The organism is Dongia sp., from assembly GCF_041910485.1.
Lineage (GTDB): Bacteria > Pseudomonadota > Alphaproteobacteria > Dongiales > Dongiaceae > Dongia.
The window spans coordinates 45,859-67,583 of record NZ_JAYRQR010000054.1; the positions used below are offsets into that span (position 1 = coordinate 45,859).

Annotated in this window: 21 protein-coding genes and 1 riboswitch; of the genes, 5 read left to right on the forward strand and 16 right to left on the reverse strand. The window is 63.7% G+C overall.

The genetic code is table 11. The annotated features are described in order from the left end of the window. Positions 1-87: 87 nt before the first annotated feature. The 3 genes from ACE3PP_RS18295 to ACE3PP_RS18305 are packed head-to-tail and all read right to left on the reverse strand — an operon-like array spanning position 88 to position 2,116. Positions 88-798, reverse strand: a complete 711-nt coding sequence (locus ACE3PP_RS18295) for a hypothetical protein (protein WP_374384710.1) — start codon at positions 796-798, stop codon at positions 88-90. Further along, a complete protein-coding gene (locus tag ACE3PP_RS18300; RefSeq protein WP_374384711.1) occupies positions 788-1,345 on the reverse strand; it encodes a tetratricopeptide repeat protein in 558 nt (185 codons plus the stop codon). The genes ACE3PP_RS18295 and ACE3PP_RS18300 overlap by 11 nt, the downstream gene beginning before the upstream one ends. A gap of 57 nt (positions 1,346-1,402) precedes the next feature. Continuing rightward, positions 1,403-2,116, reverse strand: a complete 714-nt coding sequence (locus ACE3PP_RS18305) for a hypothetical protein (RefSeq protein WP_374384712.1) — start codon at positions 2,114-2,116, stop codon at positions 1,403-1,405. A gap of 121 nt (positions 2,117-2,237) precedes the next feature. On the opposite strand from ACE3PP_RS18305, the gene ACE3PP_RS18310 reads away from it, so the two are divergent. After that, positions 2,238-3,323: a M14 family metallopeptidase gene (locus ACE3PP_RS18310; protein WP_374384713.1), complete on the forward strand. Its 1,086-nt coding sequence runs from the start codon at positions 2,238-2,240 to the stop codon at positions 3,321-3,323. A gap of 8 nt (positions 3,324-3,331) precedes the next feature. Here ACE3PP_RS18310 and ACE3PP_RS18315 read toward each other — a convergent pair whose 3' ends face one another. The 4 genes from ACE3PP_RS18315 to ahpC all read right to left on the reverse strand — a co-directional run bounded on the left by ACE3PP_RS18315 (position 3,332) and on the right by ahpC (position 6,799). Next, positions 3,332-3,859 (reverse strand): GNAT family N-acetyltransferase, encoded by a 528-nt coding sequence (locus ACE3PP_RS18315; RefSeq protein ID WP_374384714.1) that lies wholly within the window; start codon positions 3,857-3,859, stop codon positions 3,332-3,334. Positions 3,860-3,861: 2 nt separating this feature from the next. Then, entirely contained in the window at positions 3,862-4,422 is a 561-nt protein-coding gene (locus ACE3PP_RS18320; RefSeq protein WP_374384715.1) for a helix-turn-helix domain-containing protein, read from the reverse strand. A gap of 130 nt (positions 4,423-4,552) precedes the next feature. After that, positions 4,553-6,136: an alkyl hydroperoxide reductase subunit F gene (gene ahpF / locus ACE3PP_RS18325; protein ID WP_374384716.1), complete on the reverse strand. Its 1,584-nt coding sequence runs from the start codon at positions 6,134-6,136 to the stop codon at positions 4,553-4,555. A 99-nt stretch (positions 6,137-6,235) separates the two neighbouring features. After that, positions 6,236-6,799: an alkyl hydroperoxide reductase subunit C gene (gene ahpC, locus ACE3PP_RS18330; RefSeq protein WP_374384717.1), complete on the reverse strand. Its 564-nt coding sequence runs from the start codon at positions 6,797-6,799 to the stop codon at positions 6,236-6,238. 294 nt (positions 6,800-7,093) lie between these two features. Here ahpC and ACE3PP_RS18335 point away from each other — a divergent pair, with 294 nt between their 5' ends. Next, positions 7,094-8,266: a helix-turn-helix transcriptional regulator gene (locus tag ACE3PP_RS18335; RefSeq protein ID WP_374384718.1), complete on the forward strand. Its 1,173-nt coding sequence runs from the start codon at positions 7,094-7,096 to the stop codon at positions 8,264-8,266. 4 nt (positions 8,267-8,270) lie between these two features. Here the strand turns inward: ACE3PP_RS18335 and glcF are convergent, their stop codons facing one another. The 5 genes from glcF to ACE3PP_RS18360 all read right to left on the reverse strand — a co-directional run bounded on the left by glcF (position 8,271) and on the right by ACE3PP_RS18360 (position 13,541). Further along, the gene (glcF, locus tag ACE3PP_RS18340; protein WP_374384719.1) at positions 8,271-9,566 is read right to left on the reverse strand and encodes a glycolate oxidase subunit GlcF; all 1,296 of its coding nucleotides are present in this window, start codon (positions 9,564-9,566) and stop codon (positions 8,271-8,273) included. A gap of 3 nt (positions 9,567-9,569) precedes the next feature. Beyond that, positions 9,570-10,712 carry an FAD-binding protein gene (locus ACE3PP_RS18345; protein ID WP_374384720.1) on the reverse strand — a complete coding sequence of 381 codons (1,143 nt, stop codon included), beginning with the start codon at positions 10,710-10,712 and terminating at the stop codon, positions 9,570-9,572. Next, positions 10,712-12,199 carry an FAD-linked oxidase C-terminal domain-containing protein gene (locus tag ACE3PP_RS18350; protein WP_374384721.1) on the reverse strand — a complete coding sequence of 496 codons (1,488 nt, stop codon included), beginning with the start codon at positions 12,197-12,199 and terminating at the stop codon, positions 10,712-10,714. The genes ACE3PP_RS18345 and ACE3PP_RS18350 overlap by 1 nt, the downstream gene beginning before the upstream one ends. Positions 12,200-12,341: 142 nt before the next feature. Further along, complete coding sequence (gene ykgO, locus ACE3PP_RS18355) at positions 12,342-12,467, reverse strand: type B 50S ribosomal protein L36 (RefSeq protein ID WP_374384722.1); 126 nt, start codon at positions 12,465-12,467, stop codon at positions 12,342-12,344. Positions 12,468-12,587: 120 nt separating this feature from the next. Continuing rightward, positions 12,588-13,541 carry a class I SAM-dependent methyltransferase gene (locus ACE3PP_RS18360; RefSeq protein WP_374384723.1) on the reverse strand — a complete coding sequence of 318 codons (954 nt, stop codon included), beginning with the start codon at positions 13,539-13,541 and terminating at the stop codon, positions 12,588-12,590. A 94-nt stretch (positions 13,542-13,635) separates the two neighbouring features. On the opposite strand from ACE3PP_RS18360, the gene ACE3PP_RS18365 reads away from it, so the two are divergent. The 3 genes from ACE3PP_RS18365 to ACE3PP_RS18375 all read left to right on the forward strand — a co-directional run bounded on the left by ACE3PP_RS18365 (position 13,636) and on the right by ACE3PP_RS18375 (position 16,734). After that, positions 13,636-15,024 (forward strand): MATE family efflux transporter, encoded by a 1,389-nt coding sequence (locus ACE3PP_RS18365; RefSeq protein ID WP_374384724.1) that lies wholly within the window; start codon positions 13,636-13,638, stop codon positions 15,022-15,024. After that, positions 15,021-16,151: an NAD(P)/FAD-dependent oxidoreductase gene (locus tag ACE3PP_RS18370; RefSeq protein WP_374384725.1), complete on the forward strand. Its 1,131-nt coding sequence runs from the start codon at positions 15,021-15,023 to the stop codon at positions 16,149-16,151. Before ACE3PP_RS18365 ends, ACE3PP_RS18370 begins: the two co-directional genes overlap by 4 nt. Positions 16,152-16,434: 283 nt before the next feature. After that, positions 16,435-16,734, forward strand: a complete 300-nt coding sequence (locus tag ACE3PP_RS18375) for a PilZ domain-containing protein (protein ID WP_374384726.1) — start codon at positions 16,435-16,437, stop codon at positions 16,732-16,734. 85 nt (positions 16,735-16,819) lie between these two features. Here the strand turns inward: ACE3PP_RS18375 and ACE3PP_RS18380 are convergent, their stop codons facing one another. The 4 genes from ACE3PP_RS18380 to cbiE form a co-directional block, all read right to left on the reverse strand. After that, positions 16,820-17,164 carry a PilZ domain-containing protein gene (locus ACE3PP_RS18380; RefSeq protein WP_374384727.1) on the reverse strand — a complete coding sequence of 115 codons (345 nt, stop codon included), beginning with the start codon at positions 17,162-17,164 and terminating at the stop codon, positions 16,820-16,822. 155 nt (positions 17,165-17,319) lie between these two features. Next, positions 17,320-18,957, reverse strand: coding sequence for an amidohydrolase (locus ACE3PP_RS18385; protein ID WP_374384728.1), 1,638 nt, complete (start codon positions 18,955-18,957; stop codon positions 17,320-17,322). Between the two features lie 74 nt (positions 18,958-19,031). Beyond that, positions 19,032-19,973, reverse strand: a complete 942-nt coding sequence (gene metF, locus ACE3PP_RS18390; protein ID WP_374384729.1) for a methylenetetrahydrofolate reductase [NAD(P)H] — start codon at positions 19,971-19,973, stop codon at positions 19,032-19,034. A 130-nt stretch (positions 19,974-20,103) separates the two neighbouring features. Next, on the reverse strand, positions 20,104-21,318 hold the full coding sequence (cbiE, locus tag ACE3PP_RS18395) for a precorrin-6y C5,15-methyltransferase (decarboxylating) subunit CbiE (RefSeq protein ID WP_374384730.1): 1,215 nt from the start codon (positions 21,316-21,318) through the stop codon (positions 20,104-20,106). Positions 21,319-21,446: 128 nt separating this feature from the next. Then, positions 21,447-21,653, forward strand: a riboswitch (cobalamin riboswitch). Positions 21,654-21,725 lie beyond the last annotated feature (72 nt).

Consider the following 21,725-nt stretch of genomic DNA (forward strand, 5'->3'; position numbering starts at 1 on the left):
AATACTAGGCCATTCCAGGCCACCAGCTCAAGCGGTCAATCGACGGCAACAGGCGCCCGAGCGGCCCCAATGCCATGCCAATTTCCGTCACATCGGCCCGGCGCGCTGGATGATGGCGGAGACCGCCGCCTCGCCACAGATCTTGTTCGGCCGGCTGTACTCCGCGGCCGTGTCGATCTTCAATTGCTCGGCATCGCGCGCCCTCTGGAACTCGCTAACCGCCTGCCGGGTTGCCTTGCTGAGGAGCGCCCCCAGCAAGGTGCGCGCTTCGGCCTGGCTGCGCGCCACGACCGAATGGGAAATGGCCGCGAGCACCCGCGGCCGGATCAAGCCGGACATTTTCGGGAACAGTTGCTGATCGAGGTGCACATGCTTGGCCTCATGCTTCACCACCTCGTTCCACAGGCATGACCCGCGCGGGATCTCCTTGGCGATGAAGACCCGCGTCGAGACCGTGGCGATGATCTTTGCCTGCGTGATCCACCAGCATTGGCGGCCGTCGGGCAACGCCTGGCCCTGCATGTCCCATTCGGTATGCCCGGTCGCATCCGCCGCCGTGACGCCGACCGCATAGCGGAAATTCTCCAGCCCGCGCGGCACGGCGAGATTGCCGTCCTTCGAGAGTGAGGCGACACCTCGGCTGTGATCCTGTGTGGGCGGCCGCGCGTCCGTGCGCACGGTGAGGGTGGGCGGTGCGATGGCGCCACCGCAGGCATCGGCCCTGGCCGGTGTGCTGGATAGAAGGCTGGCGACAAGAGCGGCGACGAGCGCGAGACCGCCCAGCAAATCAGATCGCACTATCGTCCAGCCTCTGCTTGACCAGTTTCAGATTCTCGCGGGCCGGCATGTTGAGCGGATAGAGCGACAGGACCCGCTCGAAGGCGTCGCGCGGGGCTTCGTCATGATGGCGCGCGAGATTGACGACGCCGAGGCCAGAGATCGCACCGAAATGTCGCGGCTCCAATTCCAGCACATGCTCGATATCGGCAAGCGATGCATCGTAATCCCCCGCAAGATAGTGGACCGTCGCCCGGCGGTTCCACCCTTCGGCAAAGTCGGGCTTGGCCGCGATGACGGCACTGAACTTGGCGACGGCAGCGTCGTAATCCTTGTCCTCCATCGCCGTCTCGCCCTCATGCATCAGCCGGTCGAGTTTCGCCTCCCCACTCTCGCCCCAGATACTCCAGATCATGAACTCGGTGAGGCGGGCAATATTGGCATTGGCGGTGTCATGGAGGCGTTGGAAAAGTTCGGGGAGGCGCGGGTCTTTCTGGTCGGCACGGAGCGGCTGCTGCGCCATCAGCAACATCGCTGTTACCCCGATCGTCAGAAGCCGCCATCGCATGACCAGCCGCGCCACCTGCCTTGCCCAGAGGAAGAGCCATTGTAGCAGTGTTCGGGCTCAGTTGATACCGGCGCGGCTGAACGCTTTCTGCCACTCATCCTCAGGGCAAGCGGCATCGACGCGGGCATATTCGGCTTCCGTGTCGATCACCCGTTTCTGTTCCCGCTGATGCCGCACGCTGGCTTCCTTCAGCAGCGGCTCCAACGCCTTCTTCGCCAGCGCGGTAAAGCTCGCCGAAGCATCCTTGCTGCTCTTGAAGGTTTCGGCACCGCTCAGTGCGGGCTGCAGCTTTCCCGGCAAGACGGCCTGCAGCGCTTCACGCTGCCGCTTGTTATAGGCGACATGCTTGCGCTCATGCGCCAGCACCGCTTTCCAGGAACAGGAATCCCGGTCGATCTCCTTGGCGATGCTGATGGTCGGCTGCTCGATGAGGGTCATCTCCAATGCGACGATCGACCAGCAATAGCCGCCCTTATAGGGCCGCCCCTGCATGCGGATACTGGCCGACGTGCTCCATTCGGTGCGCGTCAGTCCCATGCTGTAGATCGAACGATCACCTGGCAGTGCCTGATTGTCGCGCGCCTCGCGCGTCAGAATCTTGATGCCCGCCGCATGGTCGAATTTGGGTTCGTCGGCTCTGGTCGTGATGGTGATTTTGGGCGGATCGAATGGTTTGGGACAAACCTCAGCCCGGGCGGGAAAGGCTGCCGTGGCCAAGATCAGGCCGGCGGCAAAGAGCCCGCCGATAAAGGGGATATGGGTGCGGCGCACACGTCGTTCCCGCCTCAAACGATCACCATTTGGGGGTTTCGCAGTCCCGCCGCCATCTCTAAGATTGCCATCAACGGCCACCTTTCGCCTTAGCCTACGCACCATTTTTATACCGGAAATCATGACTGCTGAAGCCTATTTCTCCCCCACCTACGCCGCTGCCCGCGCCCGCTTCCGCGATGCCGCCAAGGCTGCCGGCGCCGAGACCGTTACTTATCAAAATCCGCAACGCGGGCCCGATGGCGGCGATCTCTCGACCGACGTCGCGCGCATCGGCCCCAGGAATGCTGAGCGGCTGCTCATCGCCATGTCGTCGACGCATGGTGCCGAGGGCTTCTGCGGCTCCGGCATCCAGACCGGCTGGCTTGATCAGGGCGCGTTCAAAAACCTGCCCGCCGGCACGTCCGTTCTGCTCATCCACGCCATCAACCCCTTCGGCTTTGCCTGGGTCCGCCGCGTCAACGAGGATAATGTTGACCTCAACCGCAACTTCCTCGATCACGGCAAGGTGCTGCCGCAGAATGACGGCTATAAGGAACTGCGCGCTTTCATATGTCCGGACGATTGGTCGGATGAATCCGAAGCCGCGGTGAAGAAAGTGTTCGGCGAATACGTCGCCCGCCACAGCAAGATCGATCTGCAGGCCGCCATTATGAACGGCCAATATTGGGACAAGGAAGGTGTCTTCTATGGCGGCACCGGGCCCACCTGGTCGCGCCGCACGCTTGTCGAAGCCCTGTCACCCTATGCCGCCACCGCGCGCAACGTGGCCTTCGTCGATCTGCATACCGGCCTTGGCCCTTACGGCGTCGGCGAAATCATGTCGAACGATTTCGGCGGCACCCCGGGCGCTGCCCGCGTGCGCGACTGGTTTGGCGCGGAATCGACAATGCTCGATGACGGCTCCTCAACCTCGACGGCGGTCACGGGCGACACGCAGCTCGGTGTCGTCGCGGCCTTGCCCGATGTGACCCTTACCGGCATCACGCTCGAATACGGCACCGTGCCGGTCGATGCGATGATCGATTCCGTTCGCGCCGACAATTGGCTGCATATCCACGGCGATCTCGACAGCGCCAAGGGCCGCAAGATCAAGAGCGAGATCCGCTATACCTTCTATCCCGACGAAAAGAAGTGGAAGGAAATGGTGTTCGACCGCGCGGTCGACGTGCTGGGCCGCACGATGAAGGGGCTGACCCAGAGCTGAGGGCCACCTCACAGCCTTTTATACATTACCGTGGTCGCATCGAGGCGGGGCGAGAGGGTGTCGCGGCAGTAATCGGGAATGATGCCGGCGGTCTCGTAGCCGAGGCTGCGGTAGAGCGGTTCGGCACTGTCGCCGGTCCGCGTATCCAGCACCAGGATTTGGCGGCCGAGGCCCCGCGCCCGCGCTTCGACTTCCAGCATCAGGGCGCGGGCGATGCCGCGGCGGCGGAAATCCGGATGCACCAGCAGCTTCTTCACATCCGCCCGGTGACACTGGTTGGGCATCATGTCGTGGTCGAGCTGCACCGTTCCCACAATGCGGTCGCCCGACCGCGCCGCCAGCAGGACAAGGCCACCCGAAACGGCTGCCGGCAAGACCTTGCGCCGCCAATAGGCCTCGGCGTCAGCCGGTGCAAACGGCAGCACGAAGCCGACGCTGGCACCGTCGAGCACGCAGGCATGCAGCAGCTCGCCGAATGCCTGCAACGACGCCATCAGTTCATCGGCGCTTACTTCGGTCATGTCGATTGCGGACATGGTCACACCAGGAAAATGAGATAGCGGGCGCCCTTCTTGCCCGTCACAAAAGCGCTGCTGCCAAAGAGCTGATAGCGCAGGCAGTCACCCGGGCCGAGCGCATGATCCTTGCCCCCGATGCTGAGCGTCAGCGCCCCCTCCAGCATGACCAGATGGTGTTCCAGTCCCGGTCGCGGCGGCACGTCGTAGTCGATGCGGGTGCCGGGCTTCAGGTGGCATTCGATCACCTCGCCCGCCAAGCCTTGCGCCGGTGGCGATACCGAGCGGCGATCGAACCCCGTCTCGGGGTCCTGCCAGACCGGCTGTTCGCCGCGCGTCACCAGCGCCGCAAACCCTTCTTCCACCAGATGCATCAGGCGCGAAACGGTGAGGCCGTAGGCGGCGGCAAGCTTGCCGAGCGCATTCGCCGTGGCGCTCACTTCGGCATTTTCGAGGCGCGAGAGCGTCGCGCGACTGACGCCGCTACGCTCGGCAAGATCGTCAAGCGACCAGCCGCGCTCGCCGCGCAACGCCTTGAGGCGAAGGGCGATGCGCTGGTCGATACCGGCATCCGTATTTCTCATATATGAGAATATTTCTCATATTTCCACGAGAGTCAACACGGATCGAGGCGGCAACATGCGGCCATAGCAAAGCACCGCCGGAATGGGGGTTTCCGGCGGTGCTTCTGCTGTGCGCGAAGGGCGGCGGGGCTTATGCCGCTTTCGCTTCCCCGTCTACCGGGGCCAGTCGGATGAGATAGTCGAAGGCCGAGAGAGATGCCTTGGCCCCCTCGCCCATCGCGATGACGATCTGCTTGTAGGGTGCCGTCGTCGCATCGCCGGCCGCGAACACGCCGGGGACAGACGTGGCCCCACGATGATCCACCTCGATCTCGCCGCGATTGCTCAAGGTCAGCGTTTCCTTCAGCCACTCCGTATTCGGCACCAGGCCGATCTGCACGAAGATGCCTTCCAGTTCCACGCGGTGCAGCTCATCCGTGTCTCGGTTCTTGTAGGAAAGGCCCACGACCTTCTGCCCATCGCCATGCACTTCGGTGGTGAGCGCCGAGGTGATGACTTTCACATTGGGCAGCGAATTGAGCTTGCGCTGCAGGACTGCATCGGCGCGCAGCTTGCCGTCGAACTCGATCAGCGTCACATGCGTGACGATGCCGGCCAGATCAATCGCCGCTTCGACGCCGGAATTGCCGCCGCCGATGACCGCGACGCGCTTGCCCTTGAACAGCGGGCCGTCGCAATGCGGGCAATAGGCAACACCCTTGTTGCGATATTCCGCCTCGCCCGGCACGTTCATCTGCCGCCAGCGGGCACCCGTTGCCAGGATGACGCTGCGTGCTTTCAGCACGGCACCGTTCTTCAGATGCACTTCGGCAAGGCCGCCCGGAATGGATGCCGGCACCAGCTTCTCGGCGCGCTGCACATTCATGATGTCGACCTCATAGGCCTTCACATGCTCTTCCAGCGCCACGGCAAGCTTCGGCCCCTCGGTGTGCGAGACCGAGATGAAATTCTCGATCGCCATCGTGTCCAGCACCTGGCCGCCGAAACGCTCGGCAACGACACCGGTGCGGATGCCCTTGCGCGCGGCATAGATCGCCGCCGCGGCGCCGGCCGGACCGCCACCCACGACCAGGACCTCATAGGGGGCCTTGTTCTTCAGCTTCTCTGCCGCACGAGCTTCAGCGCCCGTGTCGATCTTGGCCAGAATCTGCTCCAGATCCATGCGGCCCTGCCCGAAGGGCTGGCCATTGAGATAGATCGACGGCACGGCCATCACCTGGCGGCCGTCCACTTCCGACTGGAAGCTGGCGCCGTCGATGGCGACGTGGCGGATCCTGGGGTTGAGTACGCTCATGAGATTGAGCGCCTGCACCACATCGGGGCAGTTCTGGCAGCTCTGCGAGAAATAGGTTTCGAACTGATAGTCGCCGTCCAGCGCCTGGACCTGTTCGATCACATCCTGCTCGGTCTTCGATGGATAGCCACCGACCTGCAGCAGAGCGAGCACCAGCGAATTGAATTCATGCCCCATGGGCAGGCCCGCGAAGCGCACGCCGACAGCGGTGCCGGTGCGATGGATCGCGAAGGACGGCTTCCTGGCATCGTCGTCGCGGCGCTCATAGGTGATGAGGTGGGAGAGCGACGCGATCTCCTGCAGCAGTTCTTCCATCTCGCGCGCGGTGTCGCTGGCATCGAGCGAGGCGACAAGCTCGATCGGCTGCGTGATGCGCTCCAGATAGGCCTTCAGCTGTTCCTTGAGATTGGCGTCCAACATGATGTTTGGCTCCCCGGTGATGGTGTGCGGTGGTAAAGGCGTGCCGGCCGGCACGGAGCTGATCGCTCCGTGCCGTTCCGGACTTCTTGCTCGTCAGGCTTAGATCTTGCCGACCAGGTCGAGGGACGGAGCCAAGGTCTTGGCGCCTTCCTTCCAGGCCGCCGGGCAGACTTCACCCGGATGCGAAGCGACATACTGCGCGGCCTTGATCTTGCGCAGCAGTTCCTTGGCGTCGCGGCCGATGCCGCCGGCGGTGACTTCCACGATCTGGATCACGCCGCTCGGATCGACGACGAAGGTGCCACGATCGGCAAGACCGGCATCCTCAATGAGGACGTCGAAGTTGCGGCTGAGGCGCAGGGTCGGATCGCCGAGCATCGTGTACTTGATCTTCTTGATCGCGGCCGAGGTGTCGGCCCAGGCCTTGTGGGCGAAATGGGTGTCGGTCGAAACCGAGTAGATCTCGACGCCCAGCTTCTGGAACTCGGCGTAATTGTCGGCAAGGTCCTCAAGCTCGGTCGGGCAGACGAAGGTGAAATCGGCCGGGTAGAAGAAGAAGACCGACCACTTGCCCTTCAGATCGGCGTCCGTGACCGTAATGAATTTGCCGTCTTTGAAAGCTTCGGCTTTGAACGGCTTAATGGTGCTGTTGATCAACGACATAACGAACTATCTCCAATTTCAGAGTTGGTTGCGGGTTAACTCGCGGAATGAGAGATAGGCGATTCTTATCCATCGATGAAATGGATTATTTTTGAACTTTTGATCGATCTAATCGATCAAAAGGTAAATTCTCCCATTCTAAATTGTGATATCGGTCATTTTGTCGCAGTTTAATGTTGGCAATCACAACTTAATGCCGTATCCACGCCTCTCGTTTGCTCATACCAAACCGCTTGGCCACCCCCTTGGCCCGCCGGCCACGGGGACGGCAACCCGCTTTTCGCGAGGTGATGCATGGACGAGGCATTGGCACTTTCGGCGACGGTCGAACGCATCTACGACGCGGCCGTGGCGCCCGAACTCTGGCCGGCTGTGTTGGCGCAGATCGCCACCTATGTCGAAGGCTACAGCGCCGCGATCTTCTCCAAGACACCGACCCTCACCGACAGCATCATCCATCATCACGACGGTCGGATTGAGGAGGCCTATCGCGATTCCTATTTCTCGCACTACATCAAGCTCGACCCCGCGAACACGCTGCAATATTTCGCCGAGCTTGAAAGACCGGTCAGCGTCTCCAGCCTGGTCCCGCCGGAAGAGATGGTGGAATCGCGATTCTTTCAGGAATGGGCGACACCGCAAGGCCTGGTCGACTTCGTGACCGTGGCGCTCGACAAGTCGCGCAGTTCGGCAGCGCTTCTCGGCGTCTTCCGCCATGCGAGCCAAGGCGCTGCGGACGAGAAGATCATGCGCCGCATGGGCCTGCTGGCGCCACATGTGCGGCGCGCGGTGCTGATCGGGCGCGTCTTGGAGCAGAAATCCGCCGAGGCATCCGTCTTCGCCGACGCGCTCGACTCTCTCGGCAGCGCCCTCATCCTCATCGATCGCGACGGACGCATCCTGCATGCCAACGCCGCTGCTTATCTGCTCCTTGATACGGCAGAGCCTTGCCGCATTCAGGGGGGCAAGCTCACCTTCAACGATCGTGCTGCCAATGACTCGTTGCGCTGCCTGTTGACGACACCGGCAAGCGGGCGCCTGCCCTGTGATCTGCGCCTTACCCTCGATCGCCAGGATGGCGAGCGCTTCCTCGCCCATGCATTGCCGCTCACCTTTCGGCGCACGCGTGGCGGTTCACATGGGGCCGCCGCCGTTATCTGCCTGCAACGCGCGGCCCTGGAACTCGAAGCGACGCCCAGCCTGATCGCCAAGAGCTATGGCCTGACGCCCACGGAACTCCGCGTGCTGCTCGCCATCGTCGAAATCGGTGGGGTTCCGGAAACCGCTGACTCGCTCGGCATCGGCGAAGGCACGGTGAAGACCCACCTGCGGCGCATTTTCGCCAAGACCGGCGTTGCGCGACAGGCCGACCTCGTCCGCCTCATCGCGACGCATACATCCCCGCTGCATCGCGACGACGAGCCGGCGGTCCAGCAACGCCCCCTGCTTGCCGCCGGCAAGCGATAGCGCGCTATTGCCCCAAGCCGGCCGGCTGCGGTCCGCCGCTGGCCCAGTCGAGCAGTTCCACCGTGTGCACGATGGGGCGATTGAGGCCGCCTTCGAGCTGCTGCAGGCAGCCGATATTGCCGGCCGAGACGATATCGGCGCCGGTCTTTTCGATGTTCGCGATCTTGCGGCTGCGCAGTTGATTGGCGAAGCCGGGCTGCAGCAGGTTGTAGGTACCGGCGGACCCGCAGCAGAGATGCGCCTCGGCAATGTCGACCACGTCGAAGCCGGCACCGCGCAGCAGATCCTTGGGCGCGGTGAGCACGCGCTGGCCGTGCTGCAATGAACAGGCCGCGTGATAGGCGACCTTTTGGCGCGGCTGGCCCGGCTGCGGCTGAACACCACCGATCTTCACCAGATATTCGCTGATATCCAGCGCCTTCGCCGCCACGGTGCGGGCCAGGGCCTCGTCGGCATCGCCCCGGAAGAGATGCCCCCAATCCTTGATCGCCGTGCCGCATCCCGATGTCGTGATGACGATCGCATCAAGACCGGCGCCGTTCATCTCGGCGGCCCAGGCGTGCAGCGTCGGCCGCGCGGTGTCCTTGGCGGCGTGTTCGCGTCCCATATGCTGCGTCAGCGCCCCGCAGCAGCCGGCACCTTGTGCCACCACCACTTCAATGCCGAGCCGGTTGAGAAGCCGGATCGCCGCCGCATTGATGCTTGGCTTCAGCACCGGCTGCGCGCAACCGGCAAGGATCGCGACGCGGCCCCGGCGCTGCCCTTCTGCCGGAAAGGTGCCCGGCTGATCGGTCGTGGCAGGCGACGCTATCTCGCGCGGCACCATCGCCAGCATCGCTTTGAGCCGGCCGCGCAGCAGATGCTGGATTCCGGTGAGCCGCGCCAGCTTCGCAAGGCCAAGCGCCAGGCGCAACAGAGTCTGCCGGGGCAGGACCAATGCCAACACGTCGCGCAGCAGCCGATCCAACAATGGCCGTTGATACTGCGTCTCGATCCGCACGCGCGCCTGATCGACCAGATGCATGTAATCGACGCCCGACGGGCACGTCGTCATGCAAGAGAGGCAGGTGAGGCAACGGTCGACGTGGCGGGCGACGATCGCGTCCGCCGTCTCGTCACGCTCCAGCATGTTCTTGATGAGATAGATGCGCCCGCGCGGGGAATCGTTCTCGTCGCCGGCGATGACATAGGTGGGACACGTCGCCGTGCAGAAGCCGCAATGCACACAGGTCCGCAGGATCTTGTCGGCAGCGGCCAGATCGGGATCGGCGAGTTGGGCGAGCGAGAAATGAGTCTGCATGGGCTATAGGTCCGGATGCAGGCGGCCGCGATTGAAGACGAATTGCGGGTCGAACGCGGCGCGGACTTTCCTGAGGAGCGGGATCGGCACCTCAGGCGTGAAGACGCGGGTTCCCCTGCGACAGGCTTCGGGCGCCAGCATGAGGGTCGCATGGCCGCGACCGTTGAGAGCGCCGTCGATCGCGCCAAGCGCGGTCGCGAAATCGATATCGCCGTGGCCGAGCCACAAGCGACCGCCGCCCCAATCGACTTGAGCCTTTGCGTCGGGAATCTTGTCGAAAAGCTGCAAGAGCACGGAGGAAAAGGTCGAAAAGGGCATGGAAACAACCCACAAAAAGGGTGTTTTCGACGCCCATCCGACAGCGAAATGGCGCAGGGCCTGCCAGCGTCGGCGTGCGGCCTCCCCTAGTTCGATCTCACCCTCACCGACGAGGGATTGCAACTGGCGAAGACGATAGGCGACCGAGGCCTCGGCCCCTTCGAGGCGGAAATGGAGGCGCCGCTCCTCCGGCAGGTAGACCGCACCCGTCGGCTCGACCGAACTTCCCAGCACGGCGATGAACCTGGCCTGCGCCGCATCGAGTGGAACATCCTCGAGGGTGAGGCTCGACACCGTTTCCGGGGCGGGCACCACTTTCAACGTCACCTCGGTCATCGCAACGAGTGTACCGAAGGAACCGGCAACGAGCTTCGGCAGGTCGTAACCGGTGACGTTCTTCACCACCTTGGCACCGGCCTTAATCAGCGCGCCGCTGCCGTTGACGCCCTTGAAGCCGAGGAAGAAATCGCGCGCGGCACCGGCAAAAGGTCGGCGCGGACCGGAGAGATTGCTGGCGATGATGCCGCCGATTGTGCCGCCACCGGGTGCGTGACCGTAGAGCGGACCGAGATCGATGGGCTCGAAGGCGAGATGCTGCCCGGCCGCCGCGAGCGCCTGCTCGATCTCGGCAAGCGGGGTGCCGGCACCGGCGGTCATCACCAGTTCAGCCGGCGTGTAGTCAATGATGCCGCTGAACTTGCGCAGCGAGAGGGGCTTGCCCTCGAACACACGGCCCCAACCCGATTTGGTGCCATGCCCCATGAGGGCGAGCGGCGCGCCTTCTTTCACGATATCGATGAGGTCGGATTCAGTCGCGGGCAGGAGCATCAGAATCGCGGCAGATCGGGATGTGGGAGGTTGCCGCCCTTCACATGCATGGCGCCGAGTTCGGCGCAGCGATGGAGGGTCGGAAATACCTTGCCCGGGTTGAGCAGATTGTTTTCATCAAAGGCGCATTTGACGCGGAGCTGCTGAGCAAGATCCGCTTCGTTGAACATCGTCGGCATGAGGTCGCGTTTCTCGACGCCCACGCCATGTTCGCCGGTCAACACACCGCCCACATCGACACACAGCCGCAAGATGTCGGCGCCGAAGGCCTCGGCCGCCTCAAGCTCGCCGGGTTTGTTGGCATCGTAGAGGATGAGCGGATGGAGATTGCCGTCGCCGGCATGAAAGACATTGGCGACGCGCAGCCCGTGCTCGGCGGAAAGCTGCGTCATGCGCTGCAGGACTTCGGGCAGGCGGCTGCGCGGGATGGTGCCGTCCATGCAGTAATAATCGGGCGAGATGCGCCCCACCGCCGGGAATGCTGCTTTACGACCGGCCCAGATGAGCAGGCGCTCGGCCTCACTCGCACTCACACGGAGACCGGTTGCACCGTGCGTTGTGGCGATGGCGCTGACGCGCGCGATGAGATCGTCGACCTCAACCTCGGGCCCATCAAGCTCGACGATGAGCAGCGCCTCGGCATCGAGCGGATAGCCGGCATGGACGAAATCCTCGGCGGCATGAATGGCGGGCTTGTCCATCATCTCCATGCCTGCCGGAATGATGCCGGCGCCGATGATGGCGGCAACAGCCGCACCGGCACTTTCGGAGGTGGTGAAACCGGCCAGCAAGGCGCGCGCCTTCTCCGGTTTCTTCAGGAGCTTCACCGTGACCTCGGTCACGACACCCAGCAACCCTTCCGAGCCCGTGAAGAGACCCATGAGATCGTAGAGGCCGGAATCAAGATGCTTGCCGCCGAGGCGAATGATCTCGCCATCCATCAGCACCACTTCGAGCCCCAGGAGATTGTTGGTGGTGAGACCGTATTTGAGACAATGCACGCCACCGGAATTCTCGGCAACATTGCCGCCGATCGAACAGGCGATCTGGCTCGAAGGATCGGGCGCGTAATAGAAACCGTCGGCGGCGACGGCATGCGAGATCGCCAGATTGGGAACGCCCGGCTGCACGACGGCACAGCGATTGTCGAGATCGACCTCGAGAATCTTGTTGAGCTTGCCGAGGCCCAGCAGCAATCCGTCGGCCAGGGGCAGCGCGCCACCCGAGAGCGAGGTGCCGGCGCCACGCGGCACCACCTTGATGTTGAAACGGTGCGCGATCTTGAGGGCCGCCGAGACTTCCGCCGTCGAACGCGGCAGCGCCACGGCGAGCGGCACCTGCCGGTAAGCCGTTAGCCCATCGCTTTCATAGGGACGCATCGCGCGCGGATCGGCGATGACATTGTCGTCACCCAGGGCCGCGCGCAGGGCAGCGACGAAATCCGGGGCAGCTTCCAGGGCTGCTTTGTCTGGCGGCGGCATCAGCATGGAGCGAATCTATAGCGCAAAAAGAAACCGCGCGGGGGAAAGTCCCACGCGCGGTTTCAATTCAGTCAGTCGGATCCAGCTCGATCAACGCGCTGGCCCGAAAAAATTCAGCCTGCGCAGCCCAATCCCACGGTGAGCGAGCTCAACCCTGGCGCGCCTTGAAGCGCGGATTGGTCTTGTTGATCACGTAGACCCGGCCCTTGCGACGCACGATACGGCAGTCCTTGTGCCGTGCCTTGGCCGACTTCAGCGAGTTAATCACCTTCATGGTCCGGTTCCTTAGGTCAACGAGTCTTGAAATGGTGGCGCAACATAGTGACCGGGCTGTCCCCTGTCAACCACGGCAGAGACACCCTCAAGTCCCTGAAATACCTGAGTTAACGGTCGATTACCAGTTCGACATGAGCTTGGTGCCACCCAGTTTGATGGCATAGTAGCGCATGACCTTGATATGACCGGCATCCATTGCCGCCACGCGCCTTGTCCACAACTGGACTTCTTTAACCACTTGATCCGGCAGGGCTTTTGCGTGCGCCGCCTTCTCGCCGCCAGCCTGTGTAAAATCGACCCAGCCTTCCATGACCATCTTGCGGTAGCGTTCGGTGATGTCTTCGTTGACCCGGAGGTCGAAATTGAGTTCGCGGAACCAGCGGACATATTCTTCCCCCGAGGCGAAGAAGGTTTGGTCCTCAGGGTGCAGGCCGAGCCCCTGCAGCTTCTGGTCGTTGACGTCGACATCCTCGTTGCGGACGAAATCGGTGATCGAAATCTGACCGCGGGGCTTCAGGGCCCGCTCGAAGTTCTTGAGGAGCTTCAACTTATCCTCAACCAGGTACATCGATTCCGACGAGAGAATGCAATCGACCGAGCCGACCTTCGGCTCAAAGCCTTCCGGCGCATAGCGGATGATATCCGCCTTTTTCTCAAGACCCGCCTTGACCGACAGTTCGCGCCCGGCCTTCGCCAAGTCGGCAGTCGGTTCAAGGCCGTTCACCCAGACGCCAAATTCATTGACCAGGGCGCGCGTGCCACCACCAAGGCCGGAGCCAAACTCCATCACGGTCAGAGAGGGGTTGAGGCCGAAGGGTTTGGCGAGCCCCAAGACGTGATCCTCGCCGCCGGGTTTGTAATAGCCTTCGCCCCAGACCTGTTCTTGAATCCGCGTTTCTTCGGTTTCCCAAGGCATCAACGGCGGAATGATGAGAGGCGGCGGTTCGAGTTTCGGTTCGGACACACCGCCAACGCCCTTGAAGCTGGGCATCGGGACGGAGACATCCTCACCCTCCCACCAGGCTTTCAGGCGCAGGCGCCAGGGTGCTTTGGTACCGGGTCCGGACGTCATTTCCCCCACAGCCCCATTGCCGATTCTCGGCAAATCAACTACTTAAGTCTACCGGTTGCATTCCTAATACGCAAGTTAAGGGCTTTTCCCCATCATGACACCCCAGGTTGAGCCGGTCGGCGACAACCCGGCGCCACCCCTCGCCGCCTCGCTTGCGCATCACATTAAACGGACAATATCCCTATCTATTCCCGTGATGCTGGCCCGGGCGGGCCTGGTCATCATGTTCACAATCAACGCCATTTTCTGTGGCTGGCAGGGGACGGGGGCGCTGGCCGACCTGGGCGCGGCAGCAATTCCTCAGGTCACGGCGACCGTCGTCGGCGTCGGTTTGCTGATCGGCACGATCATTTTGACCGCCCAGGCCAATGGGGCCGGCCGCCATGCCGATTGCGGGCGGGCGCTGCGCTGTGGGCTGACGATCGCCCTTGGTGCCGGACTTCTGTTCATGACGGTCCTGATGCCCGCCGAGAGCCTGCTCCGCTTTTTCGGGCAGCCACCTGAGACCTATGCCGGGGGCGGCCGGGCCCTGTTCATCTTCGGCCTGTCCCTGCCCGGCATCCTGATGTTCAGCGCCTGCTCGTTCTTCCTGGAAGGGATCAACCGGCCGCTTCCCGGAATGGTCATCACCCTCAGCGGCAACCTCATCAACCTGGCGCTCAACTGGGTTTTCGTCCCGGGCAATCTCGGCGCGCCGGAAATGGGGGCCGCCGGTTCGGCGCTGGCAACGACCATCACCCGCTGGTGCATGTTCGCAGCGATCGCGCTCTATATCCTGGCGATGCGCGACCGCAAGCGTTACGGCGCCTTGCCCTGGTTCGGCTTCGACCCGGCAACGTTGAAGCGCATGTTGATACTGGGACTGCCACTCGCCTTCGCCATCGGCACCGAGACCGCCTGCTTCAACATGATGATCTACATGGCGGGCTGGCTCGGCCGCACCGAGCTTGCAACCATGTATGCGACGATCAACGTCACCAGCTTCGTCTACATGCTGACGATGGGGCTTTCGACCGCCGCTTCGGTCCGGGTCGGCAATGCCATCGGCCGCGCCAATGCGGGGGATTTGAAACGCGCGGGCTGGACCGCCGTGGGGCTCGAGGCCACGATCATGTGCATCGTCGCGACCGCCACATATTTTCTGGCCCCCACCATCGCGCGGGCCTACAGCCAGGACCCGCTGGTCCTCGACATGCTGGGCGCCGCTCTTGCGCTTACCGCTTTGCTCTTCATCCTCGATGGCCTACAAGGCGTGCTGATGGGTGCCTTGCGTGGCGCGGCGGATACCTTGATCCCCACCATCGTCTATATCGTCAGTTTCGTGGTGGTGGGTCTGCCTATGGGTTACTTGATCGGATTCAAAGCGGGCGCCGGTGTACCGGCCCTGATCTGGTCGCTGATTGCCGCGCTGGTCGTGGCGGTGAGCGGCCTTGGCTGGCGTTTCCATCGCCTGAGCAGCCGCCCGGAAGGATTGTGGCGATGAGCAACAGCAGCGATTTCCTGGTCATCGGTGCCGGTGTTTCGGGTGCCGCGGTCGGTGCCGAACTGGCGGAGATCGGCAGCGTCACCTTGCTGGAGATGGAAGAACGGCCCGGCTATCACAGCTCCGGCCGGTCGGCGGCGCTCTACACACCCAATTACGGGCCTGCCGTGGTACGGGCTATCATCGGTGCCAGCGCCGAATTCTATCGCCAGCCGATGGAAGGCTTCACCGATCACGCGCTACTGACGCCGCGCCAGGCCATGTCCTTTGTGCCGGCGGGATCCGAAGCCAAGATCGACGAGTTCATCGCCGCCGCGACACCGGCGACACCCTTGCAGGAAATCTCGGTCGACCAGGCCTGCAAGCTGGCGCCCTTGCTGAAGCGCGAAGCAGTGGCGCGCGCGGTCCTTGACCCGCATGTCATGGATATGGACGCAGGTGCCATCCATCAAGGCTTCCTGAAACTGTTCAAGCATCGTGGCGGCCGCACCTTCACCGATCGCCGTGTGACGGCACTGGAACGCACCGCCGGCCGCTGGCATGCCGAGAGCAGCAGCGGTGAGCGGTTCGACGCGCGCATTGTCATCAATGCCGGCGGTGCCTGGGCCGATGAGATCGGGCAACTGGCCGGTCTGAAGCCGATCAACCTGACGCCGATGCGCCGCACAGCGATCATCATCGCCGGCGACCCGACATTGGCGCCGCCCAGCCTGCCGGCCGTCGATGACGGCGCCACCGAAGCCTATGTGAAGCCGGATGCGGGCCGCCTGATGGCCTCGCTCGGCGATGCGACACCGAGCGCGCCCTGCGACGCGCAGCCCGAAGACCTCGACATGGCGATGATCGTCGACTGGCTGGAACGCAACACGCATCTCACCGTGCGGCGCATCGAGCACAGCTGGGCTGGCCTCAGGAGCTTCGTCCCCGATCATTGCCCGGTGGTCGGATTCGACCGCGACGCCGAAGGCTTTTTCTGGCTGGCGGGACAAGGTGGCTATGGGATCATGCTGTCGGCCGCGCTGGGTCGCCTCAGCCGTGGCCTGATCGCCGACGGTTCGATGCCACCCGACCTGATTGCGCGCGGTGTCGACCTGGCGGCCCTGGCGCCGGAGCGCTGCCGGACCTGACGTTCCCGGGTAGGATCAAGGGCGTGGAATCCAGGCCGGGGCGCAAAAGTTGCAACGGCGTATACGATTTCTTCACCATATTGCCGCTTCAATGGCGTGGAGAGGCTTGGCGCCCTCGGGTTCTCGTGGCAGATTGCCCCCTCGAAACGAAGGGGCAGATTTCTGGCGCCTGGGCTTGTGGATCGGGGACATCCGGGGGGATGATACCGGTCAGGCAGCAAACCGGCTGAAGCGCGGCGCCAAACCAGCCCGAATTGGGCAGGAGCGAAGGGGATTGGAACGCATGATGAGCAACCTGCAGAACGACATGGATGAGCATGGCGATCGCCGCCGGTCACAGCGCTATGTCGTCAACCTGCCGACCGATGTCCTGATCAAGGGCGCCCGGGTGACGTGCCGCTTGGTCGATATCAGCGAGAACGGCGCCTTGATCGAAACCAGCGGCCCCGTTGCCGTCGGTGACAAGGTGTCGCTCGATCTGCCGAAGGTCGGTCCCACCATCGCCACCGTGGTCCGCGTGAGCCCGTCGCATATCGCGATGGCCTTTCCCGGCGCCATCATCATTTCCAGCATCGTCCGATAGATTTCCCGATTATCTGAGTTGGCCAAGGCCGCGCGTCCAGGACGGCGGCCTTTTTGCCGTCGATCATTGTGCCGGTCAGAACGGGTTATGCCTTGCGGTCGGCTTGGGCCAGCTTTTCGAGTATCTCGGCGACTTCGAATTCGCTGAGTTCCTGGCTCTTCGGGATTTCCAGATGGAGGCGGCCGGTGCCCAGATTGACCACCACGGCCTCACGCTTGCGGCGATAGCGTTCGGGCATCAGATACATGCGGTCGCCGGCCGAAAAGCCCTGCACATCCGGCGTCAGGATACAGGCGCCGCCCTGCGAGATGTTGCGGTAGTTGGTGATGGCGAGCGTGCGCCGCTGATTGGTGTCGTCGAAAACGACCAAGGCCGTCCCACCGAATTGATAGCGCGGATGCTTGCGGTGCTCGAGCGTGTCGTCCGTCATGGCGGCCACCTTGTCCCCTCAACCCGCGTTCAAGAATACGAAGGGGCGTGTGCCGCCGCAAACGATATTGCGCCCGCGCGCGGCGTGGTCGCCGGGTTTGTGCCCGCCTTTCCAGCGACCGCGCGCGTTATGCTTAACCAGGATTAAAAGCACCGTCAGCCGGCAAAGGCCGCACTGCGATGCACCTCCTTGCCGCCGAGCATGGTGAGATCGACTTCGGTGTCGCCAATCTCGTAAGGATCGACGCTGAAGACGTCGCGGTCGAGAAGGATGAAGTCGGCGAACTTGCCCGGCGTCAGCGAGCCTGTCTCGTCGCTGCGCCAGGCCGCGGCGGCGGCGAAGGTCGTATAGCCGCGCACCACCTGTTCGACCGTCATGCGCTCCTGCGCTTCGAAGATCGGGAAGTCCTTTGCCACATGGGCGGGCTGGCGCGTCACCGCCGTTTGCATGATGGGGAACGGGTTCAGGGTCGAGACGCCCCAATCGCTACTGACGGCATAAGGCGCGCCGCTGTCGACGATGGTGCGCCACGGATACATCCAGCGCCCGCGCTCCTTGCCCACGAAGGGCAGCGCCATCTCCGTCACCGACGGTTCGCAACGCGCCCAAAGCGGCTGCATGTTGGTGACGACCTTCAGGTCCCTGAGGCGCGGAATGTCATTGGGATGGATGAGCTGGACATGGGCCAGCTGGTGAAGGCTGGGCCATGCGCCGTTGGCATCGCGCGCCGCCTCGATGCAGTCGAGCGCCACGCGCGTCGCGCGGTCGCCGATGACATGGACATGCAGCTGGAAGCGCGCCGCGTCGAAGGCGATGAAGAGATCGCGCAGCAGCTCCTCGTCGAACATGATCGGCGCATTGCCGCCGGTGGCGTCGGAATAATCCTCGATCATCGCCGCGGTGCGATTTTCGACCACGCCGTCGAGGAAGAACTTGCCGGAATGAACGCTGACATTGTCGGTCTTGAAGTCGCGCCGCAGCGCCTCGACGCGGCCCAGCGCATCCTTGACGGTCTCGGTCGGGAAGACCTTGGCGGTCGCCTTGAGGCGCACGGTAAGCTCGCCCGCTTCGTCAAGCGCCTTGTAGACCTTCATGTGGCGCTCCCACACCATCGCGTCGAGCACGCCAGTGATGCCGTGGGTGTTGCAGAGCTTCTGCCCGTATTGAACGCCCTTGGTGTAGGTGTCGAGATTGGTTTTGGGCATGCGGGCGCGGATCCAGTCGATCGCATCCTCGTAGATGAGGCCGGTCGGCGTGCCGTCGGCTTCGCGCACGAAGGCGCCGCCCGACGGGTCGGCCACGGATTTATCAAGGCCCATGATCTCGCAAGCCTTGGTATTGACGGCGGCGTTGTGACCGTCGGCAGCGAAGATGAAGACCGGCCGATCGGGAACGGCCGCATCGAGCACCTGGCGATTGAGGTTCTGCGCGCCGAAGATGCCGGTATACCAGCCGGTGCCCTTGACCCAGAGATCGTTGGTCTTTTGCGAGAAGTCGCGCAGGCGCCGCTGCAATTCCTCAATCGTGCTGGCGCCTTCGAGATTGACACTGCTGGAGAAGCCGGTGCCGCTATCCTGCAGATGGATATGCGTATCCTGGAAGCCGGGCAGAACCAGGCGCCCACCGGCATCGACCGTGCGGGTGATACCGTTGGCCAGCGCCTTGATCTCGTCCGTGCGCCCCAGGGCCACGATACGGCCGTTCTTCACCGCCAGCGCCTCGACGCGTGGGATGAGGGGATCCATCGTCCGGATATTGCCGTTGACGAGGATGAGATCGGGTGCGGTCGCCATCGCCTGCCTGCCTTTTATGCATTTGTGAAACAGGCGCTGATGAAATCAGGTCGGCGGCGCAAAGGCAATCCGCTTCAGCGCGCCACCATCAGCGGCGAAACGACGCCAAGCCCGGCACAAACATCGCGCACCAGATCGGCCTGGTTGAGCGCATAGAAGTGGAAATGCCGGACACCGGCCTTGGCAAGGGCCTGGCATTGTTCGAGCGCCAAGTGCCGGGCGAGGTCGAGGCGTCCTGCCGCATCGTCGGCCAGCGCCGCGAACCGTTCGCGCATCGTTTGCGGGATCGACGTCCCGCACGCGGCCGCCATCGCCGCCACCTTCTCGAAATTGCGGATGGGGAGGATGCCGGGCACGATCGGCACGTTGATGCCGGCGCGCGCGGCGCGATCGACGAAGCGCTTGAAACAGTCGACGTCGAAGAAGAATTGCGTGATGGCACGCGTGGCGCCGGCATCGATCTTCCGCTTCAGATGATCGAGATCGGCGGCGGCACTCAAAGCCTGCGGATGCGTCTCAGGATAAGCGGCAACGCTGATATCGAAGGGATGGCGCGCGGCAAGGCCCGCCACCAGCGCGTCGGCATAAGCGTAGCCACCCGGATGCGGCTGATAGGCGCCGCCGATCCCTCCCGGCGGGTCGCCGCGCAGCGCCACCAGGCGGTGAATGCCGGCCTGCCAATAGGCATCGGCGATGGCGTCGATCTCGGCCCGGCTGGTACCGACGCAAGTGAGATGGGCGGCGGCAGGAACTTGGCAACGCGCCTGAATTTCGACCACCAGCTCACGGGTCTGGTCGCGGGTCGAGCCGCCGGCGCCGTAGGTCACGGAAACGAAGCGGGGAGCAAGGCTCGCCAGATCCTCGACCGACTGCCAGAAGCCCGGCAACAGGTCCGGCTGGCGCGGCGGGAAGAATTCGAAGCTGACGGCAAGGTCGGGCGCGCGGCCGCCACCCTCGCTGCCCAGCCAATCGGGTCCGCTTCGCAACGGCGGCACATGGCTCTCCATCATGTTCATCGCGTCCTCCCTGCCGGGTACGGCTCCTTCCCTGGGGCCGAATGACGCATAGGATAACAGATAAGAGATATAAGTATATCTTTATATCATTTGAACAAACGTATTATTCCGCAATCATTTCTACGTTACTTCAATGGGTTGGCTTATAGGCGACGAAAATCGTGACCGGCAGGGCCGCCCGCCAGGCGTCGAATCCGCCCAGCGGTTTCGCCTGGGAGACGGCAAGCCGGGTGAGCTCGCCGCCGATCTTTTCCTGCCAGGCGATGAGGTGCACCTCACTCTGGACGGTGACGGCATTGGCAACCAGACGCCCGCCGGGCTTCAAGGCCGCCCAGCAGGCCTCGATCTGGCCGGGCTCGGTCACACCGCCGCCGATGAAGATCGCATCCGGCGCCGGCAGGCCGGCGAGCGCTGCCGGTGCGGCCCCGGCGACGAGGTCGAGGCCCGGCACGCCCAGCGCCTCGGCATTGGCGCGGATGAGTTGCTGACGCCCGGCATCGGCCTCGATGGCGATGGCGCGGCAGGCGGGATGCGCCCGCATCCATTCGATCGAAATCGAGCCGCAACCGGCGCCGACATCCCACAGCAATTCGCCGGGGAGAGGGGCGAGACGCGCCAGCGTCACCGCGCGCACGTCGCGCTTGGTCAATTGGCCGTCATTCTGAAAGGCATCGTCAGGAAGGCCCGCAAGCGTCGAGAAGGCCCGCGCGCCCTCACCCGCAACACAGGTGATGCCGAGGAGATTGAGCGCCGCCGTTTCGCCTGCGTTCCAGCCTTCCGCGATACCGTCGATGCGCCGTTCCTTGGCACCGCCGAGATGTTCGAAGACAGTGATGCGGCTCGGCCCGAAGCCGCGCGCCTTTAGAAGCTGCGCCACATGGCCAGCGGAAAAGCCATCCTCGGAGAGGATGAGCAGGCGCGCACCCGGCCGCAACGCACGATGGAGCAGCGAGATCGGACGACCGTGTATGGTGATCACCTCGACATCGGCCAAGGCCCAGCCGAGACGCGCCGCCGCCAGCGACACGGACGAAGGCGCCGGCAGAACCAGCATCTCATCCGGCCCCAATTCGCGGCTGAGGCTCGCCCCCATCCCGTAGAACATCGGATCGCCGCTGGCGAGGATGACGGTCGGCGATCCGCGCAGGGCGCGGAGTTCATCGAAGGCGAGCGCAAAGGGCTGCGGCCAGGGGCGCCGCTCGGCCGAGACGTCCCCCTCCAGCATGGCGAGGTGCCGCTTGCCGCCGAAGATGATGCGGGCGCCGGCAAGGGCCGCACGCGCGGCCTCGCCAAGGCCGGTCACCCCATCCTCGCCGATCCCGATCACGGTGAGCCAAGCGGTCATGACGCCTCTATCCCGTTGGAAAAACATGTCCTTGGCCGCATCCAATAGGCCATCCCAGCCCGCCCATCAAGCGTGGGCGCGACCACAAAGCGCGGCAGAATCCGCTTTCGCGGGCCGGGTCGCTCCTATAGAACGGGCCCGTCATCGGTGCCCCTTTGGGGCCTAAAAGGGAACACGACGGGTCCTCTAAAGGGACCCTGGCGTGGCTGCCCCCGCAACTGTTGAGCGGCGAGCCGGTCGCAACGAGCCACTGGACCAGAAATCAGGTCCGGGAAGGCGGCGACAAGGCGAAGACCCGCCAAGCCAGGAGACCTGCCGGTGACGCAGGGTCGTGGTTGGATGCATCGATCGGGGCGTATCGGTGCTGTGGCGGTCGCAGGACCGACCGCCCATTCGCCGCGTCGGGT